Below are 24259 nucleotides of genomic sequence, written 5' to 3' on the forward strand. Positions count from 1 at the left end.
GGAGATGGCTGGCAAGAAAAAAATCACAATAAACGGCGTTGAAATGGAAGCGTCCGAGGAACAGACGGTGCTGCAGCTTTTGAATAACAGCTCGATTGAAGTGCCGCAAGTTTGCTATCATCCAAGCTTAGGACCGATTGAAACATGTGATACGTGCATCGTCAGCATCAATGGTGAGCTGAAGAGGTCGTGCTCCGCTGAATTAAAGGATGGGGATATCATTGATACGCTCTCACCTGACGTGAAAAAAGCGCAGGTCATCGGGATGGACAAGATTTTATATAATCATGAGCTTTATTGTACAGTTTGCGATTACAACAATGGGGGATGCGAAATACATAATACGGTGAAGGAAATGAAAATCAATCACCAAAGCATTCCGTTTGATCACAAGCCATACCATAAGGATGAATCCCATCCGTTTTATCGGTATGATCCAGATCAATGTATTTTGTGCGGACGCTGTGTTGAAGCATGCCAGGACGTTCAGGTAACTGAAACGCTGACCATTGACTGGGAGCGGAAACGCCCGCGCGTCATTTGGGATAACGACGTGCCGATCAATGAGTCGTCATGTGTGTCATGCGGCCATTGTTCAACGGTCTGTCCGTGCAACGCGATGATGGAAAAAGGAATGGAAGGGGAAGCCGGATATTTAACAGGCATCAATAACGAAACGCTGCGACCGATGATCGAGATCACGAAAGGCGTAGAGACAGGCTACGGCTCGATTCTCGCGATTTCTGATATGGAATCCGCTATGCGCGATGAACGAATCAAAAAAACGAAAACCGTCTGCACGTATTGCGGCGTCGGCTGCAGCTTTGATGTCTGGACAAAGGGCAGAGACATTCTGAAAGTAGAGCCGCAGGAGGAAGCGCCAGCCAACGGCATTTCTACTTGTGTGAAAGGCAAGTTCGGCTGGGATTTCGTTAACAGCGAAGAACGCCTGACAAAGCCGCTGATCCGTGAAGGTGACCATTTCCGTGAAGCAGAGTGGGAGGAGGCGTTATCGCTGATCGCCAGCAAGTTCACTGAATTAAAAGAGGCGTTTGGCCCGGATTCTCTCGCTTTTATTACATCTTCTAAATGTACAAATGAAGAATCCTATCTTATGCAAAAGCTGGCCAGAGGGGTCATTGGCACAAATAATGTGGACAACTGCTCTCGCTATTGCCAATCTCCTGCGACTGCCGGCCTGTTCCGGACAGTCGGCTATGGCGGTGATTCAGGATCAATTACAGATATCGCGCAAGCGGACCTTGTTTTGATTATCGGTTCGAACACGTCTGAGTCGCATCCAGTCTTATCCACTCGGATTAAACGGGCTCATAAGCTGAGAGGGCAGAAAGTGATCGTCGCGGATATCAGAAAACACGAAATGGCAGAACGCTCCGATTTATTTGTCCAGCCGCGTGCCGGATCGGATATCGTCTGGCTGAATGCGATCGCCAAATATTTAATAGAAAACGGCAAGGCCGATGAACGATTTTTGAGAGAAAGAGTGAACGGACGGGATGAATATGTAAAAAGCCTCGCGCCGTACACACTTGAATATGCTGAGGAGAAAACCGGGATTGATCGAGAAACCCTTATCCAAATGGCAGAGATGATCGGGCAAGCTGACAGTGTGTGCGCATTGTGGGCGATGGGCGTGACACAGCATATTGGAGGAAGCGACACGAGCACGGCGATCTCTAACCTGCTGCTTGTGACAGGAAACTACGGAAAACCGGGAGCAGGTTCTTACCCATTGCGCGGTCATAATAACGTGCAGGGAGCAAGTGACTTCGGGAGTATGCCTGACAGAATGCCAGGCTATGAAAAAGTGACGGATGAACAAGTCCGCCAAAAATACGAGCGTGTGTGGGGTGTGCCGCTGCCGAAAGAGCCGGGTATGACCAACCACGAAATGATTGAAAAAATCCATTCCGGACAGCTGAAAGCGATGTATGTAAAAGGTGAAGAAATGGGCCTGGTGGATTCCAATATCAATCATGTACACGCCGCATATGAAAAGCTTGATTTCTTTGTGGTGCAGGACATTTTCCTTTCACGTACAGCGGAGTTTGCTGATGTGGTTCTTCCTGCGAGCCCAAGCCTTGAAAAAGAAGGAACGTTTACAAACACAGAACGCCGGATTCAGCGTTTGTATCAGGTATTTGAACCGCTGGGTGAATCAAAGCCGGATTGGCAGATTATTATGGAGGTTGCCAATAAGCTTGGCGCCGGCTGGCACTATAAGCATCCTGCAGACATTATGGAGGAAGCAGCCAAGCTGTCGCCGATTTATGCCGGTGTCACCTATGAACGTCTTGAGGGCTATAATTCCCTGCAATGGCCTGTAAACGCTGATGGAAAGGATTCACCTTTACTCTTTACAGAGCGCTTCCCTTTCCCGGACGGCAAGGCCATTCTCTACCCTGTCCAGTGGACAGAGCCTGAGGAATTCGGTGAGGAATATGATATCCATGTCAACAATGGGCGGCTCTTGGAGCATTTCCACGAAGGGAATCTGACTTACAAATCAAAAGGGATTTCCGAGAAAACACCGGAAGTGTTCTTAGAAATTTCTCCTGAGCTTGCGGCAGAACGAGGGATTCAGGACGGAACCCTCGTCAGGCTCACATCGCCTTTCGGAAATGTCAAAGTGAAGTGCCTGATTACTGATCGAGTCAAAGGGAAGGAAGTATATCTGCCAATGAACGATTCAGGGGAAGCGGCGATCAACCTGTTAACAGGCAGCCATGCCGATAAGGATACCGATACGCCTGCTTACAAAGAAACATCGGCCAAGATGGAAATTTTGAAGCACGACGGAATCAGCCCGCTGCCTAAGATCAACCACCGCAACGGCAATCCGCAGCCGCAAATCGGTGTGCAGGTTCATAAGAAATGGGCGCGGAAGGATTATATTTTCCCTGGTGACGCTGTGAAAAGGGGGATGGGCCATAATGGCTAAAGCGATTAAACGAATCCAAAAAATCGAGGTAACAGAAGAGGATCAGCGAAAGCGTGATTTGCGGGAAATTGAAGATGCTCTAATTGACCACAAAGAAGCGATTCTCGAAACCTTGCATATGCTGGGCCATATGAACGAGCGCGGTGTCCTGCCGTTGCTCCGCGGCCTTTTTGGCCAAGGGGATAAAGTTCTTGATATCCTGGTGAAAAAGGCAGATACAGAGGAAACAGCCAATACGCTGAAAAATCTGCTTCTTCTGTTTGGGACACTCGGCATGCTGGACGTGAAGCAGCTCGAGCCTCTCATTTTGAAAGTGAATGCGGGTGTAGCAAGCGCCGTAGAGCAGAAAAACAGCGAAGAAAAGACAGGTTATTTTGATATTATCCGCTCGCTAAAAGACCCGGAAATCAACAAATCAATTACACTGCTCTTTTCCTTTTTAAAAGGAATGGGACAAGATACAAAGGAGCTGGAACGCACGACGCAGCCTCCGGAACACCAAAAACATCATCAGGAACCTCGAGAGAAAAGAGGAATGAATAAGCGAGATTGACCTCCCACCCGAGCGGCTTCAGCCAGCTCGGGTTTTTTGATGAAAAGGTCTATTGGACTAGTAAAAAATATTCAAATACTAGGAAGAAGTAAGATTGTGTTGAATGAGATAGAAATAATCGTTACTTTCTTACCTGTTAGGAAAAGGAAAAATCTGATTATAATAGAAATCGATTACTTTAGATGGGGGAACAATCATGAAAAAAGTCTTATTACTATTATTTGTTTTGACGATCGGGTTAGCGCTTTCTGCGTGCAGCCAATCGAGCGATGCGTCAGAGAAGGAAAAACCGAAAGAGAAAAAATCGCAAGAAGAGCTTGAAAAGGAACTTGATAAGGAATTGAAAAAAGGCGGTGAGCCGAAGACCAAAAAAGATGATCAAATACATAAAATAGGAGAAACAATTAAAGTAAATGATATTAATTTCACGGTGAATAAAGTGGATCGTGAACAGAATGGCCAATATGGAGATTTGGGTGGAAAAGACTATGATAAAACAAAAACAGTAAAAGATAATGAAGAGCGGTTAATTATAGAAGTGACCCTAGAATACGTTGGAAAAGGTTCAATGGAATACAACCGATTAGGATTAGATCTGAAAGACAAGAAGAATAAATCAGTTCGCTCAGTCATTTCATTGGAGGATAAAGGAAAAATGTTTTTGGGGGGGAATCTGGCGTCAGGAAAAAAGGTGACAGGAGTAGTTAGTTATGTAATACCCAAAGGGGAACAAAAAAATTACACATTAGTGTATAACCCTTTTTTAATAGATACTGGAAGTGATAGAATTGAAGAAAGCGCAAAATACAATATAGATTATTTGATAAAATTAGAAAAATAGCATTAAAAAAAAGCACGTTTTCATCAGGGAAGAAGCGTGCTTTTTTTATAGTGACAAATAATGTGAAGGGGAGAGTGATAAAAGTGCAAACCAAATGGCTGGATCGGGTACAGCGGATTCGGGCGATCGCACAGGCGGGGCTTGCTTTTTCCAAGGATGTGTACGACAGGGAGAGGTACGAAGAGCTAATGAAGCTTAGCGCGGAAATGATGGCGGATTACTCACAGACGAACATTGAAGTTATCACTGATTTATGGAGTGGGGAGAGCGGCTATCCAACACCGAAAGCGGATGTTCGCGGCGCAGTATTCCGAGAGAATCAGATTTTGCTTGTCCGGGAGAAGCATGATGAGCTGTGGTCGCTGCCGGGTGGATTTTGCGAGATTGGTTTATCGCCAGCTGAAAACGTCGTCAAGGAAATCAAAGAAGAGTCGGGGTACGATACAGAGCCGTCTCGATTGCTGGCCGTGCTAGACAGCCATAAACACTCTCATCCCCCTCAGCCTTATCACTATTATAAAATCTTCATCGCATGCAGCATGACGGGCGGGCAGGGGGAAACAGGGATCGAGACGAATCATGCCGCTTTTTTTCCGGAAGACAGCCTCCCGCCGCTTTCTCCAAAACGAAACACACCCTCACAGCTTAGCATGCTGTTTGACTTTTTGCGCCATCCGGACAAGAAAACGATATTTGACTAAAAAAGAAAGAGCCTGTGGGCTCTTTCTTTTTTATAATGTAATGTGTTTTTCGTTGGCGAGTTTCAGAAGGGTCAAAATAGAATCGGCTTGTTTATGGCCGAGTTTTTGCTTTAATTTGTTTTCTTCAACTAATCGGCTGCCATAAATTTTGACAGAGGCTTTGTCGACGACAGTATGCCAGTTTTCCTGTTTTTTTCCCTCAACAAGCGGTTTTTCATGTCTCTCAGAAAAAGAGAACACAAACAGTACGAATGCAAGTGAAAGTAGGATGCCGACAACTTGTTTTTTGTAATTAGTCTGTGCTGCCACGTTGTTCTCTCCTTCACCTTTTACCTTCTATTTAATCATAGAATCAGCTTATTTTACATAATGGGAAAGTCATTTTTGGAGTTAGTGCATTTGGTTGAAAACAGAGACGTTTTTTGAGCGGAGCGGTGCAATTGAATCCATATTGGATTTGCGTGCTTATGCCTAAGGTCACGTTGTGAGCCAAAACAGCAGTGCAGAATAGAAAAAAATTGAAAGATTATGGTAAGATGAACGAAATTCGAGGGGGAATATATGATGCCTGCATCGAACATCGTGATCGCCTGCCTGCTGTTATCAATTTAATTATTTGTGGTAGTCCCTCTCTTTTTCGAAAGCGGGAGGTGAAGTGGAACATTCATTGCTGAATTTTTTCAAGGGAGTGACCATAATGAGTGTGTTAAACCGCCGGCAAGCCTTGCAGCGAGCGCTGCTCAATGGGAAAAACAAACAGGATGCGTATCATCCGTTTCCATGGTACGAATCGATGAGAAAGGATGCACCTGTTTCCTTTGATGAAGAAAACCAAGTGTGGAGCGTTTTTCTTTATGATGATGTCAAAAAAGTTGTTGGGGATAAAGAGCTGTTTTCCAGTTACATGCCGCAGCAGACAAGCTCTATTGGAAATTCCATCATTAACATGGACCCGCCGAAGCATACAAAAATCCGTTCAGTCGTGAATAAAGCCTTTACTCCGCGCGTGATGAAGCAATGGGAACCGAGAATTCAAGAAATCACAGATGAACTGATTCAAAAATTTCAGGGGCGCAGTGAGTTTGACCTTGTTCACGATTTTTCATACCCGCTTCCGGTTATTGTGATATCTGAGCTACTGGGAGTGCCTTCAGCGCATATGGATCAGTTTAAAGCATGGTCTGATCTTCTGGTCAGTACACCGAGGGATAAAAGTGAAGAAGCTGAAAAAGCCTTTTTGGAAGAACGAGATAAGTGTGAGGAAGAACTGGCTGCGTTTTTTGCCGGCATCATAGAAGAAAAGCGAAACAAACCGGCGCAGGATATTATTTCTATTTTAGTGGAAGCGGAAGAAACAGGCGAGAAGCTGTCCGGTGAAGAGCTGATTCCGTTTTGCACGCTGCTGCTGGTGGCCGGAAATGAAACCACTACAAACCTGATTTCAAATGCGATGTACAGCATATTAGAAACGCCAGGCGTTTACGAGGAACTGCGCAGCCATCCTGAACTGATGCCTCAGGCAGTGGAGGAAGCCCTGCGTTTCAGAGCGCCCGCCCCGGTTTTGAGGCGCATTGCCAAGCGGGATACGGAGATCGGGGGGCACCTGATTAAAGAAGGTGATATGGTTTTGGCGTTTGTGGCATCGGCAAATCGTGATGAAGCAAAGTTTGACAGGCCGCACATGTTTGATATCCGCCGCCATCCCAATCCGCATATTGCGTTTGGCCACGGCATCCATTTTTGCCTTGGGGCCCCGCTTGCCCGTCTTGAAGCAAATATCGCGTTAACGTCTTTGATTTCTGCTATTCCTCATATGGAGTACGTCAGTATCACTCCGATTGAAAACAGTGTGATATACGGATTAAAGAGCTTCCGTGTAAAAATGTAATAGATAAGGAGACTGGAGATTCATGAAAAAGTACCATATTTCGATGATCAATATCCCGGCGTACGGACATGTCAATCCTACGCTTGCTTTAGTAGAGAAGCTTTGTGAGAAAGGGCACCGTGTCACGTACGCGACGACTGAGGAGTTTGCGCCCGCTGTTCAGCAAGCCGGTGGAGAAGCATTGCTCTATCATACATCCTTGAATATTGATCCTAAGCAAATCAGGGAGATGATGGAAAAGAATGACGCGCCCCTCAGCCTTTTGAAAGAATCACTCAGCATTCTGCCGCAGCTTGAGGAGTTATATAAGGATGATCAGCCTGATCTGATCATCTATGACTTTGTTGCGCTGGCTGGTAAATTGTTTGCTGAAAAGCTTAATGTTCCGGTCATTAAGCTCTGTTCGTCATATGCCCAAAATGAATCCTTTCAGTTAGGAAATGAAGACATGCTGAAAAAAATAAGAGAAGCAGAGGCTGAATTTAAAGCCTACTTGGAGCAAGAGAAGTTGCCGGCTGTTTCATTTGAACAGTTAGCTGTGCCGGAAGCATTAAATATTGTCTTTATGCCGAAGTCTTTTCAGATTCAGCATGAGACGTTCGATGACCGTTTCTGTTTTGTCGGCCCCTCTCTCGGAGAACGGACGGAGAAAGAAAGCCTGTTGATTGACAAGGATGATCGCCCGCTTATGCTGATTTCTTTGGGTACGGCGTTTAACGCATGGCCGGAATTTTACAAGATGTGCATCAAGGCATTTCGGGATTCTTCATGGCAAGTGATCATGTCGGTTGGGAAAACGATTGATCCAGAAAGCTTGGAGGATATTCCTGCTAACTTTACCATTCGCCAAAGTGTGCCGCAGCTTGAGGTGTTAGAGAAAGCTGATTTGTTCATCTCTCATGGCGGGATGAACAGTACGATGGAAGCGATGAACGCAGGTGTGCCGCTTGTCGTCATTCCGCAAATGTATGAGCAAGAGCTCACTGCAAATCGGGTTGATGAATTAGGCCTTGGCGTTTATTTGCCGAAAGAGGAAGTGACTGTTTCCAGCCTGCAGGAAGCGGTTCAGGCTGTATCCAGTGATCAAGAGCTGCTCAGCCGCGTCAAGAATATGCAAAAGGATGTAAAAGAAGCTGGCGGAGCAGAGCGTGCGGCAGCTGAGATTGAAGCGTTTATGAAAAAATCCGCTGTCCCGCAGTAAAAACATAAAAACCGAAATCAATTTGATTTCGGTTTTCTGTTTAAATATTTTTTTTCATCCCGCATCTCCGGCATTCTCTAAGAAATTTTCCTCCTTTTACAGAGCTTTTGAACAGTGTGTAATCACAGTTGTCGCAGCGCCCGCTGCGGGCATCCGGATATTCATTGAATTCGTAAACAATCGATGTATCGTAGCCTTTTGTTTCATATTCTTCTTTTTTTGTATCCATGTCGATCCTCCGTTACAAGACGTGTCTGCTGTTTATCTTACAGCAAGCTTCCGGCGTATTCAATGGATTTTAGGAGGTTGGGTTTATCTTGATTTCTCCCTTGGTTTGCGCCACAATAGCTTTATTAAGCTTGTATACATAAAAAGCCTATGCAAAGAGGAGAGGAAACGGGTATGGGAAAAGGGTTACTTGGAAAACGTGTGGCAATCGGTGGCTCACGAAAAACGGAAGAAATCAGTACAATCATTGAAAAACAGGGCGGAATCCCTGTCATCCGGCCTCTCCAAGGTACAGTTTACTTAGCAGAGAAGCAGGTGGAGCCGGATTTGCGGACGTTTGCGGAAGAAAAAGCTGACTGGGTCATTTTCACGACAGGCATCGGGTTGGAGACTCTTGTCGATATGGCAGAGAAAATTGGACTGAAAGATGAGTTTCTGCAGGCCATTCGCCAAGCGAAAGCGGCATGCCGGGGATACAAAACGCTGTCTGCGCTGAAAAAGCTTGGAATCACACCGGAAGCTTCGGATGAAGACGGGACAACAAGAGGCTTAATCCGTTCTTTGGAGCCTCACGACTTTTCAGGAAAAACAGTCATGGTGCAGCTTCATGGCGAAAAAGCGCCGGCTCTCATGGCATTTCTTGAAGAAAAAGGCGCGTCTGTCCTGCCGATTCTGCCTTATCAGCACATCCCGCCGGAGGAGGAAACGGTGGAGCGGTTATGCCGAGAGCTGATGAACGGTGAGGTCGATGCCGTTTGTTTTACAACGGCCATTCAGGTTCGTTCCCTGTTTGATTTTGCTAAGGGGCGAGGTTATATCAATGAAGTGAAGAAGGTATTCGAAGAACGCGCCATCGCAGCTGCTGTCGGAAAAGTGACTGCTGAAGCACTGCGGGAAGAGGGCATTACGAGACTGCTTACGCCAGAGATTGAGCGGATGGGTGCAATGATTGTTGAGCTGGCCAAGTATTATGAAGAAAAGGAATAACAAGTACAAAAAGCCGCTTTTCCCTCGGAAAGCGGCTTTTGTCTGTCATTCATTCTGCTTCAGCTGATGATGAACGGTGAATAATGATGGGTATGTCAGCACGCTTAAGATTACACAAGTCAGCGCGGCTGAGGCCATCGTTGTAAACACGATTAAGAGTTGAAAGCGTACTGCCTGAATCGGGTCCGCGCCGGCTAGAATCTGGCCAGTCATCATGCCGGGAAGCTGGACAAGACCCAGTGTTTTCTGGCTTTCGAGCGTCGGGATCATACTCATTTTCATCGCTGAGGTAAGAATGCGCTGTATGGATTGCTTCGGTGTGCCGCCAAGTGACAATATTAATTGAATTTCTTCTTTGCGAACGCCGACTTCTGAGTTAAGCCGGTTTAGAAACAAACTTGAGAGCACCATCGAATTTCCGATGACCATCCCGCTGATCGGAATGACATATCGTGCCGTAAGCGGAATGATATGAAGGGACAGCAGAATTCCCTGCGTCACAATTTCTACGATTGCTAACGCGGCAAACACCCTCCAAAACGAACCGATAGTATTTTTCTTTCGCTTGATGACATTTTGCGCCGCCACCGCGAGCATTAACAGCACCATCAGCAGGATAAAAACAGGGTGGTCTCCGCGAAAAATCAGCGACAAAACATAACCGATGATAAGCAGCTGCACCGCGGCCCGGATGGTGGCGATGATCATATCTTTTTCTACACCGGCTTTAAAGGATTTTGATAAAAACAAGGCGATCAAAACAAAGATCATCGTTAAAGAGAGAGAAAGGTAATCCATTACCGAGTGCCTCCCTTCAAAAATTCTTTCGCTGCTTCATGCTGCGGAGCGGAGAAAAATGTGTCGGTTTCAGCGATTTCAAGCAGCCGGCCATCTGCCATAAACCAAATGGTATCGGCTATTCGTTTTGCCTGCTCCATATTATGAGTGACCCACATGACTGTCCATTTTTTCTCTTGATGCTGACGTTTGATCAGTTCTTCAATCTCAAGAGCAGAAACCGGGTCCAAGGCCGACGTGATTTCGTCCAACAATAGAATGGAGAAAGGATTTGAGAGCGTTCTGGCCAGTGACAGTCTTTGCCGCTGCCCGCCCGATAAGTCTCTGGCGCTTCTGTCTAACAGCTCTGGCGGCAGCCCTGCAAGAGAAGCCAGCTTTTCAGGAGAGTACAGCTGGGATTGATGCAGCCTTTGTACAAGACTTAAATTGTCACGCACTGTCCCGTCGAGCACGGGAGCCGATTGAAACGCGAGGGCTGCTGTTCTCCTCAGTTCATTGACATTCCATTCTCTGACTTCCTTTCCGTATATGTTGACTTCGCCGCTGTCAGGCGTTCTCATTAAATTACACATAGAAAGGAGGGTGCTTTTGCCTGAGCCGGAAGGACCTAAAACGGCTACGATTGCACCCTGTTGAATGTCTCCGGTGACATCCTGCAGCACATCATAGGTTTGTCCATCTTGTTTATAGCTTTTTCTGACTGATCTGAAGGAGATGGCTGGTATGTTTTGTGTTTGATCGTTTGCTTCCATTACAATAATCACCTTTCAATATAAGTAGGCTGACATTATATTTAACTATAACGTGAAACAGACCCCTTTTGGTAGCACAAATAAAGGAGAACAGGCTTTCACCCATTCTCCTGCAGATGCTACGCAGTCAGATTTGACTGTGCTTTCTTTTTCGGTTTTCTCGGATGTGAAGCGAAGGTATGTAACATCATCCCCGCTATTATAATGAATAAACCGGCAAATGATAAAAGAGATGGGAAAACGCCTGACAGCAGAACAATTTCACCAAGCAGCGCGAAAATCACTTCACCGGATTGAGTGGCTTCAACAGCTGCGAGTTTTTGCGGATTGTCTCTTACCATATCAGTGGCCCAGAAAAATAAAACCGTCGCGATGATGCCTGAGCTGACGGCAACGATAAAGGATTGAACGGTTTGGCTTGCTGTTGGAAGGCCATCTGACCACCAGCCGTAAGCTGCTAATATAAGCCAGAATGGAAGGCTTGCCAATGTCATTCCAAGCACGCGCTGAAATGTATCAAGCCGGCCTCCGTATTCTTCGAGCATTCTCCTGTTTCCTAACGGATAGGCAAAAGCCGCAATGACAACCGGCAGCACACTGAAAAGCAGCATCCTCCCAGAAAGCGATTCTGCATGCTGAAGCTGAATCAGAGCCGCTCCAATCAGGATGATCATGGAAGTGCCAAGTGAAACCAGGGGAATCTTTTGGCGAACGAGCTGCGGACCGCCCGGCATATCTTGTTTGACATAAAACAAAGGAGATAAGAGCACCCCGGCTACAATTGTAATTTGCCAGGTTCCGGCTATGAGCCACCCCGGACCGTATGCAGCCGCAAATGTAATCGGCGCGTAAAAAAGCACGAAGCCGACGAAGCTCCATTTGATCCAATAAAACGGCTTTTTCCTCATCTCTAGTAAGAGAGGCGTGAATGTCCCTCTCATGATGACAATCAAACATAAAAACGGCACCATAAAAATAAAGCGCAGCGAAGAGCTCCAAAGCCAGCTGCCTCCTGATAACTCCATCGCTCTGTTTAATATAAAGGTAACGGCGAAAAAGAGTGAAGCCAATATTCCGATAACGATAGCTTTCATGATATCCCTCATTCTGGCATTATTTTTTTATACTATACTATTCGGTATCATGCAGATCAATGGAATCATGAGAAAAACATCATGTTTTGCGAACCGCTATGTGTGGAAGACAAAAAAGGGAGGTGTAATTGATGGAAAAAGAGACACAGACATACTTCTTTCCGGATGACGGCAGGATTCCGAATCACCCTGATTTTCCGCTCGTGGTGTATCAAAACGCGCTTAAGGACACCGGACTGGCAGAGCGGATCGTCATCCGGCATGGCTGGTCAAACAGCTGGTCAGGGAGTGTTTTTCCATACCATCATTATCACAGCAATACGCATGAAGTCCTGATTGCCCTTAGGGGAGAGGCTGTGATTCAGTTTGGGGGAGAAAAAGGGGCTGCCATCCCTTTCAAATCAGGCGACGCAGTCGTGATTCCAGCCGGAGTCGGACATAAAAAGCTCAGCTCAAGTCCCGATTTTACTGTCCTTGGCGCCTATCCCGGTGGCGTTCAGTATGATATGAAGACGGGGAAACCGAATGAGCGGGAGGAAGCGCTCAAACAGATTAAGCAGGCGGCGTTGCCGGCGAATGATCCGATCACAGGAAAAAGAGAGCCTCTATTGGAAATATGGGTAAAGTGAAGGGGAGAAATTGCTGGATTGTCAATAACTAGTGCCGCAGAAACGATATGACATGAGCTCCATATAAATTAATTTCATAATCGAAGCAATTCACGTTCAAATTTTGTTCAAAAAGTGTTATCATATAGAAGGTAATCGAATTGGAGTTTTTTGTGTTTGCTATTTTCAGAGAGAGTAAAGGATTTTGACTTATTCAATTGTTTATTTTTAGATAAAAATAATACTGAATATGGCAAGATGAAAAACTGGGTAGTAAACATTTATTTTTGTAAATGATTGTGCACGAATTCACAATCCTTATTCTTATGCCTTAAAAGCGTGAGACAGGGAGAGGCACTACCCTTTCCAAAAAAATCAGCAAACTGCTTATAGTAAAGGAGAATTGGATATGCCAGAAACAATCGATCAAACAAATGCGTCTGTCAGCCAAAGCCAGCAAGATCTTATTGATCAGCTATTAAAGCCAGAAGTTCAAGAATCATTGACTGTTTTAGTTGACCAGCTTCCGAAGCTGACTGAGTTAGTGAATATTTTAACGAAGTCTTATGATTTCGCTCAGTCTGTAGCGACTGACGAAGTGTTAAAAAGCGACACAGTCGGTGCGATCACTGAAATTCTTGAGCCTGTAAAAGAAACAGCGAAAGAAGTAGCTGCGACTGCGATCGAAGCAAAAGACCGCGCGGAAGCAAGCAACGAAACAATTGGTCTTTTCGGCCTATTGCGTATGCTGAAAGATCCTCAAGCTCAAAAGCTGTTCCGTTTTGCTAACAGCTACCTTGAAGTCATGAACGAACGCGAAAACCAAAAATAATCTCAGATTCAAATTGATATAAAGGACGGAGGATATACGATGTCAAAACATATTGTCATTCTAGGCGCTGGTTATGGCGGAGTTCTTTCTGCTCTAACAGTTCGCAAACATTACACAAAAGAACAAGCACGCGTGACAGTGGTAAACAAATACCCTACTCACCAAATCATTACGGAATTACACCGCCTTGCTGCAGGCAACGTGTCTGAAAAAGCGGTTGCAATGCCATTAGAAAAACTTTTCAAAGGCAAAGACATTGATCTTAAAATTGCGGAAGTAAGCTCTTTCTCTGTTGATAAAAAAGAAGTTGCGCTTGCTGACGGTTCTACATTAACTTACGATGCGCTTGTTGTAGGTCTTGGTTCTGTAACGGCTTACTTCGGCATCCCAGGTCTTGAAGAAAACAGCATGGTATTGAAATCTGCTGCTGATGCGAACAAAGTCTTCCAGCATGTTGAAGATCGTGTGCGCGAGTACTCTAAAACGAAAAACGAAGCAGATGCAACAATCCTTATCGGCGGCGGCGGCTTAACAGGTGTTGAGCTTGTTGGTGAGCTTGCTGACATCATGCCGAACCTTGCGAAAAAATACGGCGTAGACCATAAAGAAATCAAATTGAAACTTGTTGAAGCAGGTCCGAAGATCCTTCCTGTTCTTCCGGATGATCTTATCGAGCGTGCGACTGCAAGCCTTGAAAAACGCGGCGTTGAGTTCTTAACAGGTCTTCCTGTTACAAATGTAGAAGGAAACGTAATTGATCTGAAAGACGGATCTAAAGTTGTTGCCAACACATTTGTTTGGACTGGCGGCGTACAAGGTAACCCATTAGTCGGTGAATCAGGTCTAGAAGTGAACCGCGGACGCGCGACTGTAAATGACTTCCTGCAATCTACATCTCATGAAGATGTATTCGTTGCTGGAGACAGCGCAGTTTACTTCGGTCCAGACGGCCGTCCATACCCGCCAACTGCACAAATCGCATGGCAAATGGGTGAGCTGATCGGTTACAACCTATTCGCTTACCTGGAAGGCAAAACGCTTGAAACATTCAAGCCAGTAAACTCTGGTACACTTGCAAGCCTTGGACGCAAAGACGCGGTTGCCATCATTGGTGCTAATTCTACACCGCTTAAAGGTCTTCCTGCTTCCTTGATGAAAGAAGCAAGTAACGTACGTTACTTAACACACATTAAAGGACTTTTCAGCCTGGCTTACTAATCCTTTTAATGAATCTGACATTGCCAAAAGCGTTCCTTACCGAGTGCTTTCTGGCAATGTCTTTTTTTATGTTTATGACAGCGTTAACATTTTATTTTCAAAAAAGAGATTGATCCCAGAGGAATATAAAGGTAAAATAAAAACAAATCAAAATGTTAACGTTAACATTTTGAAATAGAATGAAAGACGGTGAGGACATGGAACCCTTCATGGGCGAAAACTTTTTATTGAAAAATGAAACCGCTGTCAGCCTCTATCATAATTTTGCGAAAGACATGCCAATTATTGATTACCACTGCCACTTAAGTCCGAAAGAAATCTATGAAAATAAGACATTTCAAAACATCACGGAAGCCTGGCTGTATGGTGACCATTATAAATGGCGCATCATGAGAGCCAATGGAATTGAGGAGACATACATCACCGGAGATGCGCCTGATGAGGAGAAATTTATGGCTTGGGCGAAAACCGTGCCGATGGCGATCGGCAATCCGCTCTATAACTGGACTCACTTAGAATTGCAGCGTTTTTTTGGCATTTATGAGATTTTAAACGAGAAGTCTGGGCCGGCTATATGGAAACGGACAAATGAACTGCTCAAAGGGGAAGGCTTCGGGGCAAGGGATTTAATCGTGAAATCAAATGTAAAGGTCGTGTGCACCACAGATGACCCTGTTGATTCTCTTGAATACCATCTATTATTAAGAGAAGACAAAGACTTTCCTGTCAGCGTGCTGCCTGGATTTCGGCCGGATAAAGGACTTGAGATCAATCGTGAAGGCTTTCCTGAGTGGGTGCAGGCGCTTGAAGATGCCGCCGCCATATCGATTACAACCTATGATGAGTTTTTAAATGCGTTGGAAAAACGAGTGCGATTCTTCCACTCAGCCGGCGGCAGAGTTTCTGATCACGCGATAGATTCAATGGTATTTGCCGAAACAACAAAAGAAGAAGCTGGACGGATTTTTTCTGACAGATTACAAGGAACAGAGGTTTCTTATGAAGATGAGAAGAAATTTAAGACACATACGCTTCAGTTTCTTTGCGGTTTGTATGCGGAGCTCGATTGGGCGATGCAGTTTCATATCAACGCTTTAAGAAACACGAATACAAAAATGATGAAAAGACTCGGACCTGATACAGGCTATGATTCAATGAACGATGAAGAAATTGCTAAGCCTTTATACAAGCTGCTGAACTCAGTTGAGATGAAGAACCAACTGCCGAAAACGATTTTATATTCACTGAATCCAAATGATAACTATGTCATCGCCAGCATGATCAACAGTTTTCAGGACGGTATTACCCCAGGAAAAATACAATTCGGCACAGCCTGGTGGTTTAACGATACTAAAGACGGGATGCTCGATCAAATGAAAGCGTTATCAAATGTTGGCCTTTTCAGCCGTTTTATTGGCATGCTCACCGATTCCAGAAGCTTTCTTTCGTATACGCGTCACGAATATTTCAGGCGGATCGTCTGCAATTTGATTGGAGAATGGGTGGAAAACGGCGAAGTGCCGCGCGATATGGAGCTTCTGGGAAGCATCGTTCAGGGGATTTGCTATGACAATGCGAAACACTACTTCCAATTTCAAGAAGAGAAAGCAAACGTGTAACAAAGTGTCCGCTCAGCATCGCTGAGCGGATCACTATCCGAAAATTCTTAAGACACAGAGGTGGAACATGCGAACTGAACTGGCAAATAAGGTTGTGTCGGTCGAAACGGAAAAAAGGCTTTCATTGAAAGAGAAAATGTCCTATGGTTTTGGTGATTTTGGCAACGGTTTTATGTTTGATCTCGGCCAGATTTATTTATTGAAGTATTTCACTGATGTAGCGGGAATCCCCGCTGCGATGGCCGGCGGCATTTTTTTAGTCAGTAAGCTGTTTGCAGCGATAACAGATCCAATTGTCGGTTCATCAATCGATTATCGCAAAAACATTGGCAAACGGGGGAAATTCAGGCCTTATCTATTAATCGGCAGCATCGTGCTTGCGGTGCTTACTGTTCTTATTTTTCTGTCTCCCAATGTATCAACGACCGGAAAACTGATTTATGCATATGCATCCTATATGATTTGGGGCATCGGCTATTCGTTTGTGAATATTCCGTACGGCTCATTAGGGGCAGCGATGACTCAAAATTCTGAGGACCGGACCTCCATTTCGACGTTCCGCCAAATCGGATCACTTGGCGCCTTGTTTATCACAAGTGTGGCCGTGATGCCGCTGCTCGTCAAGTTTGATAATCCGAAGGTCGGCTACCCGGTGGTCATGGGCTTATTCGCCGCGCTCGGTGTGTTTTGGTTTTATATTTGCTACCGCAACTGCAAAGAGCGCATTGTCATATCGGAAGCACCAAAAGAAAAATTAACACTCTCATCTGTCGTCAAAACATTTATTACAAATAAACCGCTGTTAACCCTTGTCCTGATGACGATTTTTTCAATTTCCGCATACAACATTAAATCCGCCATGCTCGTCTATTTCGCACAATATAACTTGGGCAATGTTGAATTAATGGCTTATATGAACTTCATCATTATTGGTTCTTCCTTTTTGGGCGTCGTATTCCTTCCAAAGCTCGTCAAGATGTTTGGAAAGAAACGAACGGCAATGATCGGCTTCGGCATCAGTGTGGCCGCGGATCTGATCAACTTTATGCTCCCATCTAACGTATATGTTTTTACAATTCTTGCCAGTATCGCCTTTATCGGAATCAGTATCCCAAATGGCATCACGTGGGCTCTTGTCTCCGATATTATCGACTATGGCGAATGGAAATCCGGTGAACGGAAGGAAGCAACGACATATTCACTTTTCAATTTCTCAAGAAAGCTTGCTCAATCTTTGTCTGGCTTTCTCTCGGGGATCGGTTTGGGGATTATCGGCTATGTCCCGAATGCAGTCCAGACAGCACAGGCGCTGATTGGCATCAAAGCGCTTCTGCTTCTGTATCCGGCCATTGCTTTGGCATTAGCGATGATCATTATCGGCTTTCTTTATAAACTCACAGACCAGCAGCATGCTCAGATCGTTCAGGATCTTCAGCAAAAGATCTGACAATATAATATATAGAATATTTAAAATAATTTGTAAATAAAATGTGTTTGTAGGGGGTTCGCTAGGAGAGTGCCCAAAAAACTGAAAAGGAAGGAGGCACTTGCTTGAAAACGATAACAATTGCAGCTAAAGAAGCAAAGGAACTCGTTCGGCAAAAGCTGGCCGGTGCCGGTTTGAATGAACGAGATGCTGAAAAAGTAGCAGATGTTCTCGTGCACGCTGATTTGCGCAATGTACATTCGCATGGCGTGCTGCGCACAGAACACTATGTGAACAGGCTTTTAGCGGGAGGGATCAATCCTGGGGCACAGCCTGTTTTTAAAGAAACGGGGCCTGTGACCGGGGTGCTTGACGGAGACGATGGTTTCGGTCATGTGAATTGCGACATGGCGATGGACCATGCAATTGACATGGCGAAGAAAAAAGGAGTCGGCATGGTCACGGCCGTAAACAGCAGCCATTGCGGAGCGCTAAGCTATTTTGTGCAAAAAGCGGCTGACGAAAAGCTGATCGGAATAGCAATGACGCATACAGACAGTATCGTTGTCCCGTTTGGGGGGAGGACTCCTTTTTTAGGGACAAATCCGATTGCTTACGGTGTTCCGGCTAAGCATAAAAAACCGTTTATCCTAGATATGGCGACATCCAAAGTGGCTTTTGGGAAGATTCTGCAGGCCCGTGAAGAGGGCAAAGAAATTCCTGAAGGATGGGGAGTCGATGAAAGCGGAGAAGCAGTAACTGATCCTGACAAGGTCGTCTCACTTTCAACATTCGGGGGCCCGAAAGGCTATGGACTATCGATTGTGGTGGATGTATTTTCAGGATTGCTGGCGGGCGCGGCTTTTGGCCCTCATATTGCCAAAATGTACAGCGGCCTTGATCAAAAAAGAAAGCTGGGGCATTACGTTTGTGCGATCAATCCAGCCTTTTTTACTGACTGGGATACGTTTTTAGAGCAGATGGATGCCATGATTGATGAACTGCAGCAATCACCGCCGGCTGTTGGATTCGAAAGAGTGTATGTGCCCGGCGAGATCGAGCAGCTGCATGAAGAAAGAAATAAGAAAAACGGAATTTCTATCGCCCGGAGCGTGTATGAATTCTTAAAAAGCAGGTGAGTAAAATGAAAGCGGTTCAAGTGCGAAAAGCGTATGATCTGGTGACAGCGGAGGTGAAGAAGCCAGTTCTTTCAAAGGAAGATGAAGTGCTCGTGAAAGTCAAGCGAGTCGGCATTTGCGGTTCAGACATGCACATTTATCATGGAACGAATCCGCTTGCTACCCTCCCGAGAGTTATCGGACACGAGGTAACGGGACTAGTGGAGGAAGTTGGTGCGAAAGTTCAGAGCCTAAAACCCGGTGACCATGTGGTGATTGAGCCGATTTCTTATTGCGGCACATGTTACGCCTGCCGCAAAGGGCGGCCGAATGTTTGCGCCAAGCTTTCTGTATTTGGCGTACATGAGGACGGAGGCTTGCGGGAATATATTGTGCTTCCGGAAAGGCAGCTTCACGCGGTCTCAAAGGACTTGCCTTGGGAGGAAGCGGTCATGGCCGAGCCTTATACGATAGGCGCCCAGGCAGTGTGGAGAGGCCAGGTGAAAAAAGGTGATACCGTCCTGATCCAGGGAGCGGGGCCCATCGGGATCTGTGTGTTGAAAATGGCAAAGCTGGCGGGCGCTGCTGTCATGATGACTGACTTGAACAACGAGCGGCTGGCATTTGCGAAAGAAAACGGCGCCGATGCTGTTGTAAATGTCCAAGCAGAACATGTTGCCGAGCGTGTCCTTGAATGGACTGGGAATGAAGGAGCAAACGTGGTCATTGATGCTGTTTGCCTGCCGGAGACTTTTGCACTTTCAATTGAGGCTGTGTCACCGGCGGGACATGTGGTTGTGCTTGGATTTGATGAAAGAGCGGCTCAGATTTCACAGCTGCCGATTACAAAAAAAGAAGTCACGATAACCGGATCGCGATTGCAGACCAATCAGTTTCCAAAAGTAGTAGAGCTTTTGAATGGAGGCCGGTTAGTGCATAACGGGCTGGTGACCCATACATTTTCAGTTGATGACGTTCATCACGCATTTCAGTTTATTAAGGAGCATCCAGATCAGGTGCGGAAAGCCGTCATCACGTTTGATTAAATGACTGAATCCGGAGGTGCGAGCATGAATATGACATTCCGATGGTATGGACGAGGCAACGATACAGTCACACTTGAACACGTGAAGCAAATTCCCGGAGTCAAAGGCATCGTTTGGGCTCTCCATCAAAAGCCTGTCGGCGACGTGTGGGAAAAAGAAGAAATCAGAGCCGAGACCGAATATATTCAATCCTATGGTTTTCATGCTGAAGTTGTAGAAAGCGTGAATGTTCACGAAGCGATTAAACTTGGGAACGAAGAACGCAGCCGGTATATTGAAAACTACAAGCAAACGATCCGCAACCTTGCCGGATTTGGCGTGAAAGTGATCTGCTATAATTTTATGCCGGTTTTTGACTGGACACGCACGGACATGTTCCGGCCGCTAGAAGATGGATCGACCGCTCTGTTTTTTGAAAAGGCCAAGGTGGAAAGCCTTGATCCTCAAGAGCTGATTCGGACGGTGGAGGAAGCATCTGACATGACACTGCCGGGGTGGGAGCCCGAAAAATTGGCTCGGATCAAAGAGCTTTTTGCTGCCTACAGAACGGTCGATGAAGAAAAGCTATGGGACAATTTATCATTCTTTTTGCAGGAAATTCTTCCTGTTGCTGAGGCCTATGGTGTTCAAATGGCCATTCATCCGGATGACCCGCCGTGGCCGATTTTCGGACTGCCGCGCATTATCACAGGAGAGGCAAGCTATAAGAAACTGCGGGCGATATCAGATTCACCGTCTAATTGTATCACCCTTTGTACAGGTTCAATGGGAGCCAATCCCGCTAACGACATGGTGGAGATCGCTAAAACGTATGCCGGCATCGCTCCATTTTCACATATTCGCAATGTGAAAATTTATGAGAATGGCGATTTTATTGAAACATCTCATTTAACAAAGGATGGTTCAATCAACATTCAAGGCGTGATGGAAGAACTGCATAAGCAGGATTACGAAGGATATGTCAGACCGGATCATGGGCGCCATCTTTGGGGCGAGCAATGCCGCCCGGGATATGGCTTATACGATCGGGCACTTGGCATCATGTATTTGAACGGGCTGTGGGACGCCTATGAAGCAATGGCAAAAAAAGAGGTGGACGTATGAGATTGCTGCATGAGAACCTGGCTGGTAAAACGGCTGTCATCACTGGCGGCAGCGGCGTGCTTTGCTCTGCGATGGCACGGGAGCTAGCCCGTCATGGCATGAAGGTGGCGATATTGAATCGGACGGCTGAAAAAGGCCAAGCGGTCGTGAAGGAGATAACGGCGGCTGGCGGCACAGCGTGCGCTGTTGCTGCGGATGTGCTGGACAGGATGTCACTGGAGCGGGCAAAGGAAGACATCCTTGGCCAATTTGGCGCTGTTGATCTGTTAATTAACGGGGCTGGCGGCAATCATCCTGCCGCGATAACCGATGTGGAGACATATGAAGAAGCGGGAGAAGGCCAATCCTTTTTTGATATGGATGAGAGGGGCTTTCTAACTGTATTCTCCACCAATTTCACCGGTGCGTTTCTGGCCTCGCAAGTGTTTGGAAAAGAGCTGCTGAAAGCCGATTCACCGGCGATTATCAATCTTTCTTCGATGAGTGCTTATTCACCTATGACGAAGGTTCCGGCATACAGTGCCGCCAAAGCATCGATCAATAATTTTACGATGTGGATGGCTGTTCATTTTGCCGAAACCGGGCTGCGGGTCAATGCGATTGCCCCAGGCTTCTTTCTGACAAAACAAAATCATGATCTGCTGATCAACCAAGACGGAACGTTCACCAGCCGATCTCACAAAATTATTGCGGGAACACCGATGAAGCGCTTCGGAAAACCCGAGGATTTGCTCGGTACGCTTCTTTGGCTGGCGGATGAATCCTATTCCGGTTTTGTCACTGGGATCACCGTTCCTGTCGATGGAGGATTTATGGCTTATTCAGGTGTGTAACGAAAGCGATGCAACAGAAACTGAACCAACATAGGGGTGAGGTTGAGATGTTTTCAAAAGATAAGCTTCCCGTTATCCTTTTTTTGTTCCTGGCAGGGGTGATTAATTACCTGGATCGCTCGGCGCTTTCCATTGCAGCTCCTTTTATTCAGGATGATCTCACATTGTCTGCCACGCAAATGGGCTTGATTTTCAGCAGTTTTTCGATTGGTTATGCCATTTTTAACTTTCTTGGGGGCGTGGCATCCGACCGCTATGGGGCAAAGCTGACCTTGTTTGTCGCGATGGTTGTTTGGTCGCTGTTTAGCGGAGCAGTCGCCCTCGCTTTTGGCTTTGTCAGCCTGCTGATTATACGCATTCTCTTCGGAATGGGAGAAGGCCCGCTTTCGGCGACCATCAACAAGATGGTGAACAACTGGTTCCCGCCGACCCAGCGGGCGTCTGTTATCGGTGTAACCAACAGCGGCACGCCGCTCGGGGGAGCCATTTCTGGCCCGATAGTCGGCATGATCGCAGTGGCGTTCAGCTGGAAGGTATCCTTCGTTCTCATTATGATTATTGGATTGATATGGGCAGTGCTCTGGTTCAAGTTTGTCAAAGAAAAGCCGCAAGAGACGATGAAGGAAGCACCGGCAATAAAAGCAGAAACGTCTCCCGGAGAAAAAATTCCGCTCACCTTTTACCTGAAGCAAAAAACGGTCCTGTTCACGGCGTTCGCTTTTTTCGCTTACAACTACATCCTCTTCTTCTTTTTGACGTGGTTTCCGAGCTATCTTGTCGACGAACGGGGATTAAGTGTTGAATCGATGAGTGTCATCACGGTCATCCCGTGGATTTTAGGCTTTATCGGGCTGGCTGCGGGGGGATTTGTTTCTGACTATGTGTACAAAAAAACGGCCCGAAAAGGTGTGCTGTTCTCGCGCAAGGTTGTGCTTGTCACGTGTTTGTTTTCATCAGCTGTCCTGATTGGTTTTGCCGGGCTTGTGGCAACGACTGCGGGGGCTGTCACTCTTGTCGCTCTGTCAGTGTTCTTTCTTTATTTGACCGGTGCTATCTATTGGGCTGTCATTCAAGATGTGGTTGATCAAAACAATGTCGGTTCTGTTGGCGGCTTCATGCATTTCCTCGCCAACACGGCAGGAATTATCGGCCCGGCTCTAACCGGATTTATTGTTGACCAAACAGGCACGTTTTCTGGAGCATTTTTGCTTGCCGGAGGGCTGGCTGTCTTCGCTTCACTTGCTGTGATTCGTTTTGTCCGTCCAATCATTGGCAAGCCAGCAGGAACAGAAGCTGAGAATCCTGTGTCTTATTAATCTGGAAATATAGTGGGAGAGGCGGTATGTTTGATGATACAATATACAGTAAATAATCGCAGCCGGTATGATAAGGAAGGGAATTAGATGGTAACCATAAAAGATATCGCAAAACTCGCAAACGTATCCCACACAACCGTTTCCAGAGCACTCAACAACAGTCCTTACATCAAAGAACATACGAAGAAAAAGATATTAGAGCTAGCAGAGCAGCTCAACTATACACCAAATGTAAATGCGAAAAGCCTGGCGATGCAAAAGTCGCATACGATCGGGCTATTCTTTACAAGCATTACAAACGGAACCTCACACAGCTTCTTTGCAGACACAATCAAAGGCGTCAATCAAGCCATAAGTGAGGATTACAATCTGTATGTGCGCGGCATTGATGATCTGAAAAACTATGACTCCGTTACACCGATGAGGTATGACGGCATCATTTTAATGAGCCAAAGTGACATTGATAATTCTTTCATTTACCATATTCGCGAAAAAAACATTCCGCTTGTCGTGCTGAATCGTGATATTGATGATCGCACCATCACGAATATTTTGTCCAATGACAAGGAAGGCTCTCAAGAAGCTGTAGAATACTTCATTCAGTCCGGCCATCAAGACATCGCCATCATCGAGGGGATCGAAGGCTTTAAATCCTCCCAGCAGCGAAAGGAAGGCTACTTATCTGCACTGATTCAACATCATATTCCGATCAAGCATGAATACAGTGTCAAAGGACAGTACGATATGGAAAGCGGCTTTCAAGCGATGGAGAGGCTGCTGGCACTGCCGAATCCTCCAACCGCTGTTTTTTGTTCGAATGATGACATGGCAATCGGAGCGATGAATGCGATATTCGCAAAGGGCCTGCGCGTTCCTGATGATATTTCGGTGATCGGGTTTGATGATATTGGGTTTTCACAGTACATCACGCCAAGACTTACAACAGTAAAGCGCCCAGTGGAGAAAATCAGCGTGCTCGGTGCGCAAAAACTCTTGTCTCTGATCAGCGAGCCCGAAACAAAAGCAGAAAAAATCTTGGAAAACACAGAATTCATGGTGCGTGATTCAGTCAGACGATTGACGACGTGATGCCCCGTTTTTCAGCGGGCATTCTTTTATAAAGAAAAATGTTAA

General features: G+C 46.0%; 23 protein-coding genes. 18 read left to right on the top strand and 5 right to left on the bottom strand.

Going from position 1 to position 24259, the window contains the following annotated elements; genetic code table 11:
• Positions 1–4 precede the first annotated feature (4 nt).
• The 4 genes from fdhF (at position 5) to FB592_RS07320 (ending at position 5057) form a co-directional block, all read left to right on the top strand.
• Positions 5–2962 carry a formate dehydrogenase subunit alpha gene (gene fdhF / locus FB592_RS07305; RefSeq protein WP_141949411.1) on the top strand — a complete coding sequence of 986 codons (2958 nt, stop codon included), beginning with the start codon at positions 5–7 and terminating at the stop codon, positions 2960–2962.
• Positions 2955–3515: a helical membrane plugin domain-containing protein gene (locus FB592_RS07310; RefSeq protein ID WP_003232799.1), complete on the top strand. Its 561-nt coding sequence runs from the start codon at positions 2955–2957 to the stop codon at positions 3513–3515. Before fdhF ends, FB592_RS07310 begins: the two co-directional genes overlap by 8 nt.
• A 196-nt stretch (positions 3516–3711) precedes the next feature.
• Complete coding sequence (locus tag FB592_RS07315; protein ID WP_021479503.1) at positions 3712–4356, top strand: DUF4352 domain-containing protein; 645 nt, start codon at positions 3712–3714, stop codon at positions 4354–4356.
• A gap of 74 nt (positions 4357–4430) precedes the next feature.
• Positions 4431–5057 carry an NUDIX hydrolase gene (locus FB592_RS07320; RefSeq protein WP_101502013.1) on the top strand — a complete coding sequence of 209 codons (627 nt, stop codon included), beginning with the start codon at positions 4431–4433 and terminating at the stop codon, positions 5055–5057.
• Between the two features lie 30 nt (positions 5058–5087).
• On the opposite strand, the gene FB592_RS07325 is transcribed toward FB592_RS07320, so the two are convergent.
• On the bottom strand, positions 5088–5366 hold the full coding sequence (locus FB592_RS07325; protein WP_042974212.1) for a hypothetical protein: 279 nt from the start codon (positions 5364–5366) through the stop codon (positions 5088–5090).
• 388 nt (positions 5367–5754) lie between these two features.
• Here FB592_RS07325 and yjiB point away from each other — a divergent pair, with 388 nt between their 5' ends.
• Together yjiB and FB592_RS07335 are read left to right on the top strand one after the other, a co-directional pair.
• Positions 5755–6945, top strand: a complete 1191-nt coding sequence (gene yjiB / locus FB592_RS07330) for a monooxygenase YjiB (protein WP_019712505.1) — start codon at positions 5755–5757, stop codon at positions 6943–6945.
• 22 nt (positions 6946–6967) lie between these two features.
• Entirely contained in the window at positions 6968–8146 is a 1179-nt protein-coding gene (locus tag FB592_RS07335; RefSeq protein WP_128740265.1) for a glycosyltransferase, read from the top strand.
• A gap of 40 nt (positions 8147–8186) precedes the next feature.
• On the opposite strand, the gene FB592_RS07340 is transcribed toward FB592_RS07335, so the two are convergent.
• Positions 8187–8375: a DUF8096 family protein gene (locus FB592_RS07340; protein WP_021479499.1), complete on the bottom strand. Its 189-nt coding sequence runs from the start codon at positions 8373–8375 to the stop codon at positions 8187–8189.
• Positions 8376–8548: 173 nt separating this feature from the next.
• Here FB592_RS07340 and FB592_RS07345 point away from each other — a divergent pair, with 173 nt between their 5' ends.
• Positions 8549–9361 carry a uroporphyrinogen-III synthase gene (locus FB592_RS07345; RefSeq protein ID WP_101502015.1) on the top strand — a complete coding sequence of 271 codons (813 nt, stop codon included), beginning with the start codon at positions 8549–8551 and terminating at the stop codon, positions 9359–9361.
• Between the two features lie 45 nt (positions 9362–9406).
• Here FB592_RS07345 and FB592_RS07350 read toward each other — a convergent pair whose 3' ends face one another.
• The 3 genes from FB592_RS07350 to FB592_RS07360 all read right to left on the bottom strand — a co-directional run bounded on the left by FB592_RS07350 (position 9407) and on the right by FB592_RS07360 (position 12005).
• Positions 9407–10159: an ABC transporter permease gene (locus FB592_RS07350; protein WP_101502016.1), complete on the bottom strand. Its 753-nt coding sequence runs from the start codon at positions 10157–10159 to the stop codon at positions 9407–9409.
• A complete protein-coding gene (locus FB592_RS07355) occupies positions 10159–10911 on the bottom strand; it encodes an ABC transporter ATP-binding protein (protein ID WP_141949412.1) in 753 nt (250 codons plus the stop codon). Before FB592_RS07355 ends, FB592_RS07350 begins: the two co-directional genes overlap by 1 nt.
• 119 nt (positions 10912–11030) lie before the next feature.
• Complete coding sequence (locus tag FB592_RS07360) at positions 11031–12005, bottom strand: DMT family transporter (protein WP_141949413.1); 975 nt, start codon at positions 12003–12005, stop codon at positions 11031–11033.
• Positions 12006–12136: 131 nt separating this feature from the next.
• Between FB592_RS07360 and FB592_RS07365 the strand changes: the two genes are divergently transcribed.
• From FB592_RS07365 to FB592_RS07415, 11 genes are all read left to right on the top strand, one after another.
• On the top strand, positions 12137–12634 hold the full coding sequence (locus FB592_RS07365; protein WP_033884358.1) for a cupin domain-containing protein: 498 nt from the start codon (positions 12137–12139) through the stop codon (positions 12632–12634).
• Between the two features lie 388 nt (positions 12635–13022).
• Complete coding sequence (locus tag FB592_RS07370) at positions 13023–13445, top strand: helical membrane plugin domain-containing protein (RefSeq protein WP_003220510.1); 423 nt, start codon at positions 13023–13025, stop codon at positions 13443–13445.
• A gap of 39 nt (positions 13446–13484) precedes the next feature.
• Positions 13485–14663, top strand: a complete 1179-nt coding sequence (locus FB592_RS07375) for an NAD(P)/FAD-dependent oxidoreductase (RefSeq protein WP_003232765.1) — start codon at positions 13485–13487, stop codon at positions 14661–14663.
• Positions 14664–14860: 197 nt separating this feature from the next.
• Complete coding sequence (gene uxaC, locus FB592_RS07380) at positions 14861–16282, top strand: glucuronate isomerase (RefSeq protein WP_029726244.1); 1422 nt, start codon at positions 14861–14863, stop codon at positions 16280–16282.
• A 67-nt stretch (positions 16283–16349) separates the two neighbouring features.
• Positions 16350–17729, top strand: a complete 1380-nt coding sequence (locus FB592_RS07385) for an MFS transporter (protein WP_038828740.1) — start codon at positions 16350–16352, stop codon at positions 17727–17729.
• 104 nt (positions 17730–17833) lie between these two features.
• A complete protein-coding gene (gene allD / locus FB592_RS07390) occupies positions 17834–18847 on the top strand; it encodes an ureidoglycolate dehydrogenase (RefSeq protein ID WP_128441558.1) in 1014 nt (337 codons plus the stop codon).
• 5 nt (positions 18848–18852) lie between these two features.
• Positions 18853–19872 (top strand): zinc-binding alcohol dehydrogenase family protein, encoded by a 1020-nt coding sequence (locus tag FB592_RS07395; RefSeq protein ID WP_128740266.1) that lies wholly within the window; start codon positions 18853–18855, stop codon positions 19870–19872.
• Between the two features lie 24 nt (positions 19873–19896).
• On the top strand, positions 19897–20976 hold the full coding sequence (gene uxuA / locus FB592_RS07400; protein ID WP_032725498.1) for a mannonate dehydratase: 1080 nt from the start codon (positions 19897–19899) through the stop codon (positions 20974–20976).
• Entirely contained in the window at positions 20973–21809 is an 837-nt protein-coding gene (locus FB592_RS07405) for an SDR family oxidoreductase (protein WP_128740268.1), read from the top strand. The genes uxuA and FB592_RS07405 overlap by 4 nt, the downstream gene beginning before the upstream one ends.
• A 47-nt stretch (positions 21810–21856) precedes the next feature.
• Positions 21857–23125 (top strand): MFS transporter, encoded by a 1269-nt coding sequence (locus FB592_RS07410; RefSeq protein WP_021479487.1) that lies wholly within the window; start codon positions 21857–21859, stop codon positions 23123–23125.
• An 87-nt stretch (positions 23126–23212) separates the two neighbouring features.
• Complete coding sequence (locus FB592_RS07415) at positions 23213–24214, top strand: LacI family DNA-binding transcriptional regulator (RefSeq protein ID WP_021479486.1); 1002 nt, start codon at positions 23213–23215, stop codon at positions 24212–24214.
• Positions 24215–24259 lie beyond the last annotated feature (45 nt).

The sequence above is a fragment of the Bacillus sp. SJZ110 genome (genome assembly GCF_006715455.1).
Lineage (GTDB): Bacteria > Bacillota > Bacilli > Bacillales > Bacillaceae > Bacillus > Bacillus subtilis.

What these genes read in the sequence shown, in the direction of transcription:
- fdhF (WP_141949411.1), top strand. Translation starts at nt 5, where the DNA reads ATGGCTGGCAAGAAAAAAATCACAATAAACGGCGTTGAAATGGAAGCG.
- FB592_RS07310 (WP_003232799.1), top strand. Translation starts at nt 2,955, where the DNA reads ATGGCTAAAGCGATTAAACGAATCCAAAAAATCGAGGTAACAGAAGAG.
- FB592_RS07315 (WP_021479503.1), top strand. Translation starts at nt 3,712, where the DNA reads ATGAAAAAAGTCTTATTACTATTATTTGTTTTGACGATCGGGTTAGCG.
- yjiB (WP_019712505.1), top strand. Translation starts at nt 5,755, where the DNA reads ATGAGTGTGTTAAACCGCCGGCAAGCCTTGCAGCGAGCGCTGCTCAAT.
- FB592_RS07335 (WP_128740265.1), top strand. Translation starts at nt 6,968, where the DNA reads ATGAAAAAGTACCATATTTCGATGATCAATATCCCGGCGTACGGACAT.
- FB592_RS07340 (WP_021479499.1), bottom strand. Translation starts at nt 8,375, where the DNA reads ATGGATACAAAAAAAGAAGAATATGAAACAAAAGGCTACGATACATCG.
- FB592_RS07345 (WP_101502015.1), top strand. Translation starts at nt 8,549, where the DNA reads ATGGGAAAAGGGTTACTTGGAAAACGTGTGGCAATCGGTGGCTCACGA.
- FB592_RS07350 (WP_101502016.1), bottom strand. Translation starts at nt 10,159, where the DNA reads ATGGATTACCTTTCTCTCTCTTTAACGATGATCTTTGTTTTGATCGCC.
- FB592_RS07355 (WP_141949412.1), bottom strand. Translation starts at nt 10,911, where the DNA reads ATGGAAGCAAACGATCAAACACAAAACATACCAGCCATCTCCTTCAGA.
- FB592_RS07360 (WP_141949413.1), bottom strand. Translation starts at nt 12,005, where the DNA reads ATGAAAGCTATCGTTATCGGAATATTGGCTTCACTCTTTTTCGCCGTT.
- FB592_RS07365 (WP_033884358.1), top strand. Translation starts at nt 12,137, where the DNA reads ATGGAAAAAGAGACACAGACATACTTCTTTCCGGATGACGGCAGGATT.
- FB592_RS07370 (WP_003220510.1), top strand. Translation starts at nt 13,023, where the DNA reads ATGCCAGAAACAATCGATCAAACAAATGCGTCTGTCAGCCAAAGCCAG.
- FB592_RS07375 (WP_003232765.1), top strand. Translation starts at nt 13,485, where the DNA reads ATGTCAAAACATATTGTCATTCTAGGCGCTGGTTATGGCGGAGTTCTT.
- uxaC (WP_029726244.1), top strand. Translation starts at nt 14,861, where the DNA reads ATGGAACCCTTCATGGGCGAAAACTTTTTATTGAAAAATGAAACCGCT.
- FB592_RS07385 (WP_038828740.1), top strand. Translation starts at nt 16,350, where the DNA reads ATGCGAACTGAACTGGCAAATAAGGTTGTGTCGGTCGAAACGGAAAAA.
- FB592_RS07395 (WP_128740266.1), top strand. Translation starts at nt 18,853, where the DNA reads ATGAAAGCGGTTCAAGTGCGAAAAGCGTATGATCTGGTGACAGCGGAG.
- uxuA (WP_032725498.1), top strand. Translation starts at nt 19,897, where the DNA reads ATGAATATGACATTCCGATGGTATGGACGAGGCAACGATACAGTCACA.
- FB592_RS07405 (WP_128740268.1), top strand. Translation starts at nt 20,973, where the DNA reads ATGAGATTGCTGCATGAGAACCTGGCTGGTAAAACGGCTGTCATCACT.
- FB592_RS07410 (WP_021479487.1), top strand. Translation starts at nt 21,857, where the DNA reads ATGTTTTCAAAAGATAAGCTTCCCGTTATCCTTTTTTTGTTCCTGGCA.
- FB592_RS07415 (WP_021479486.1), top strand. Translation starts at nt 23,213, where the DNA reads ATGGTAACCATAAAAGATATCGCAAAACTCGCAAACGTATCCCACACA.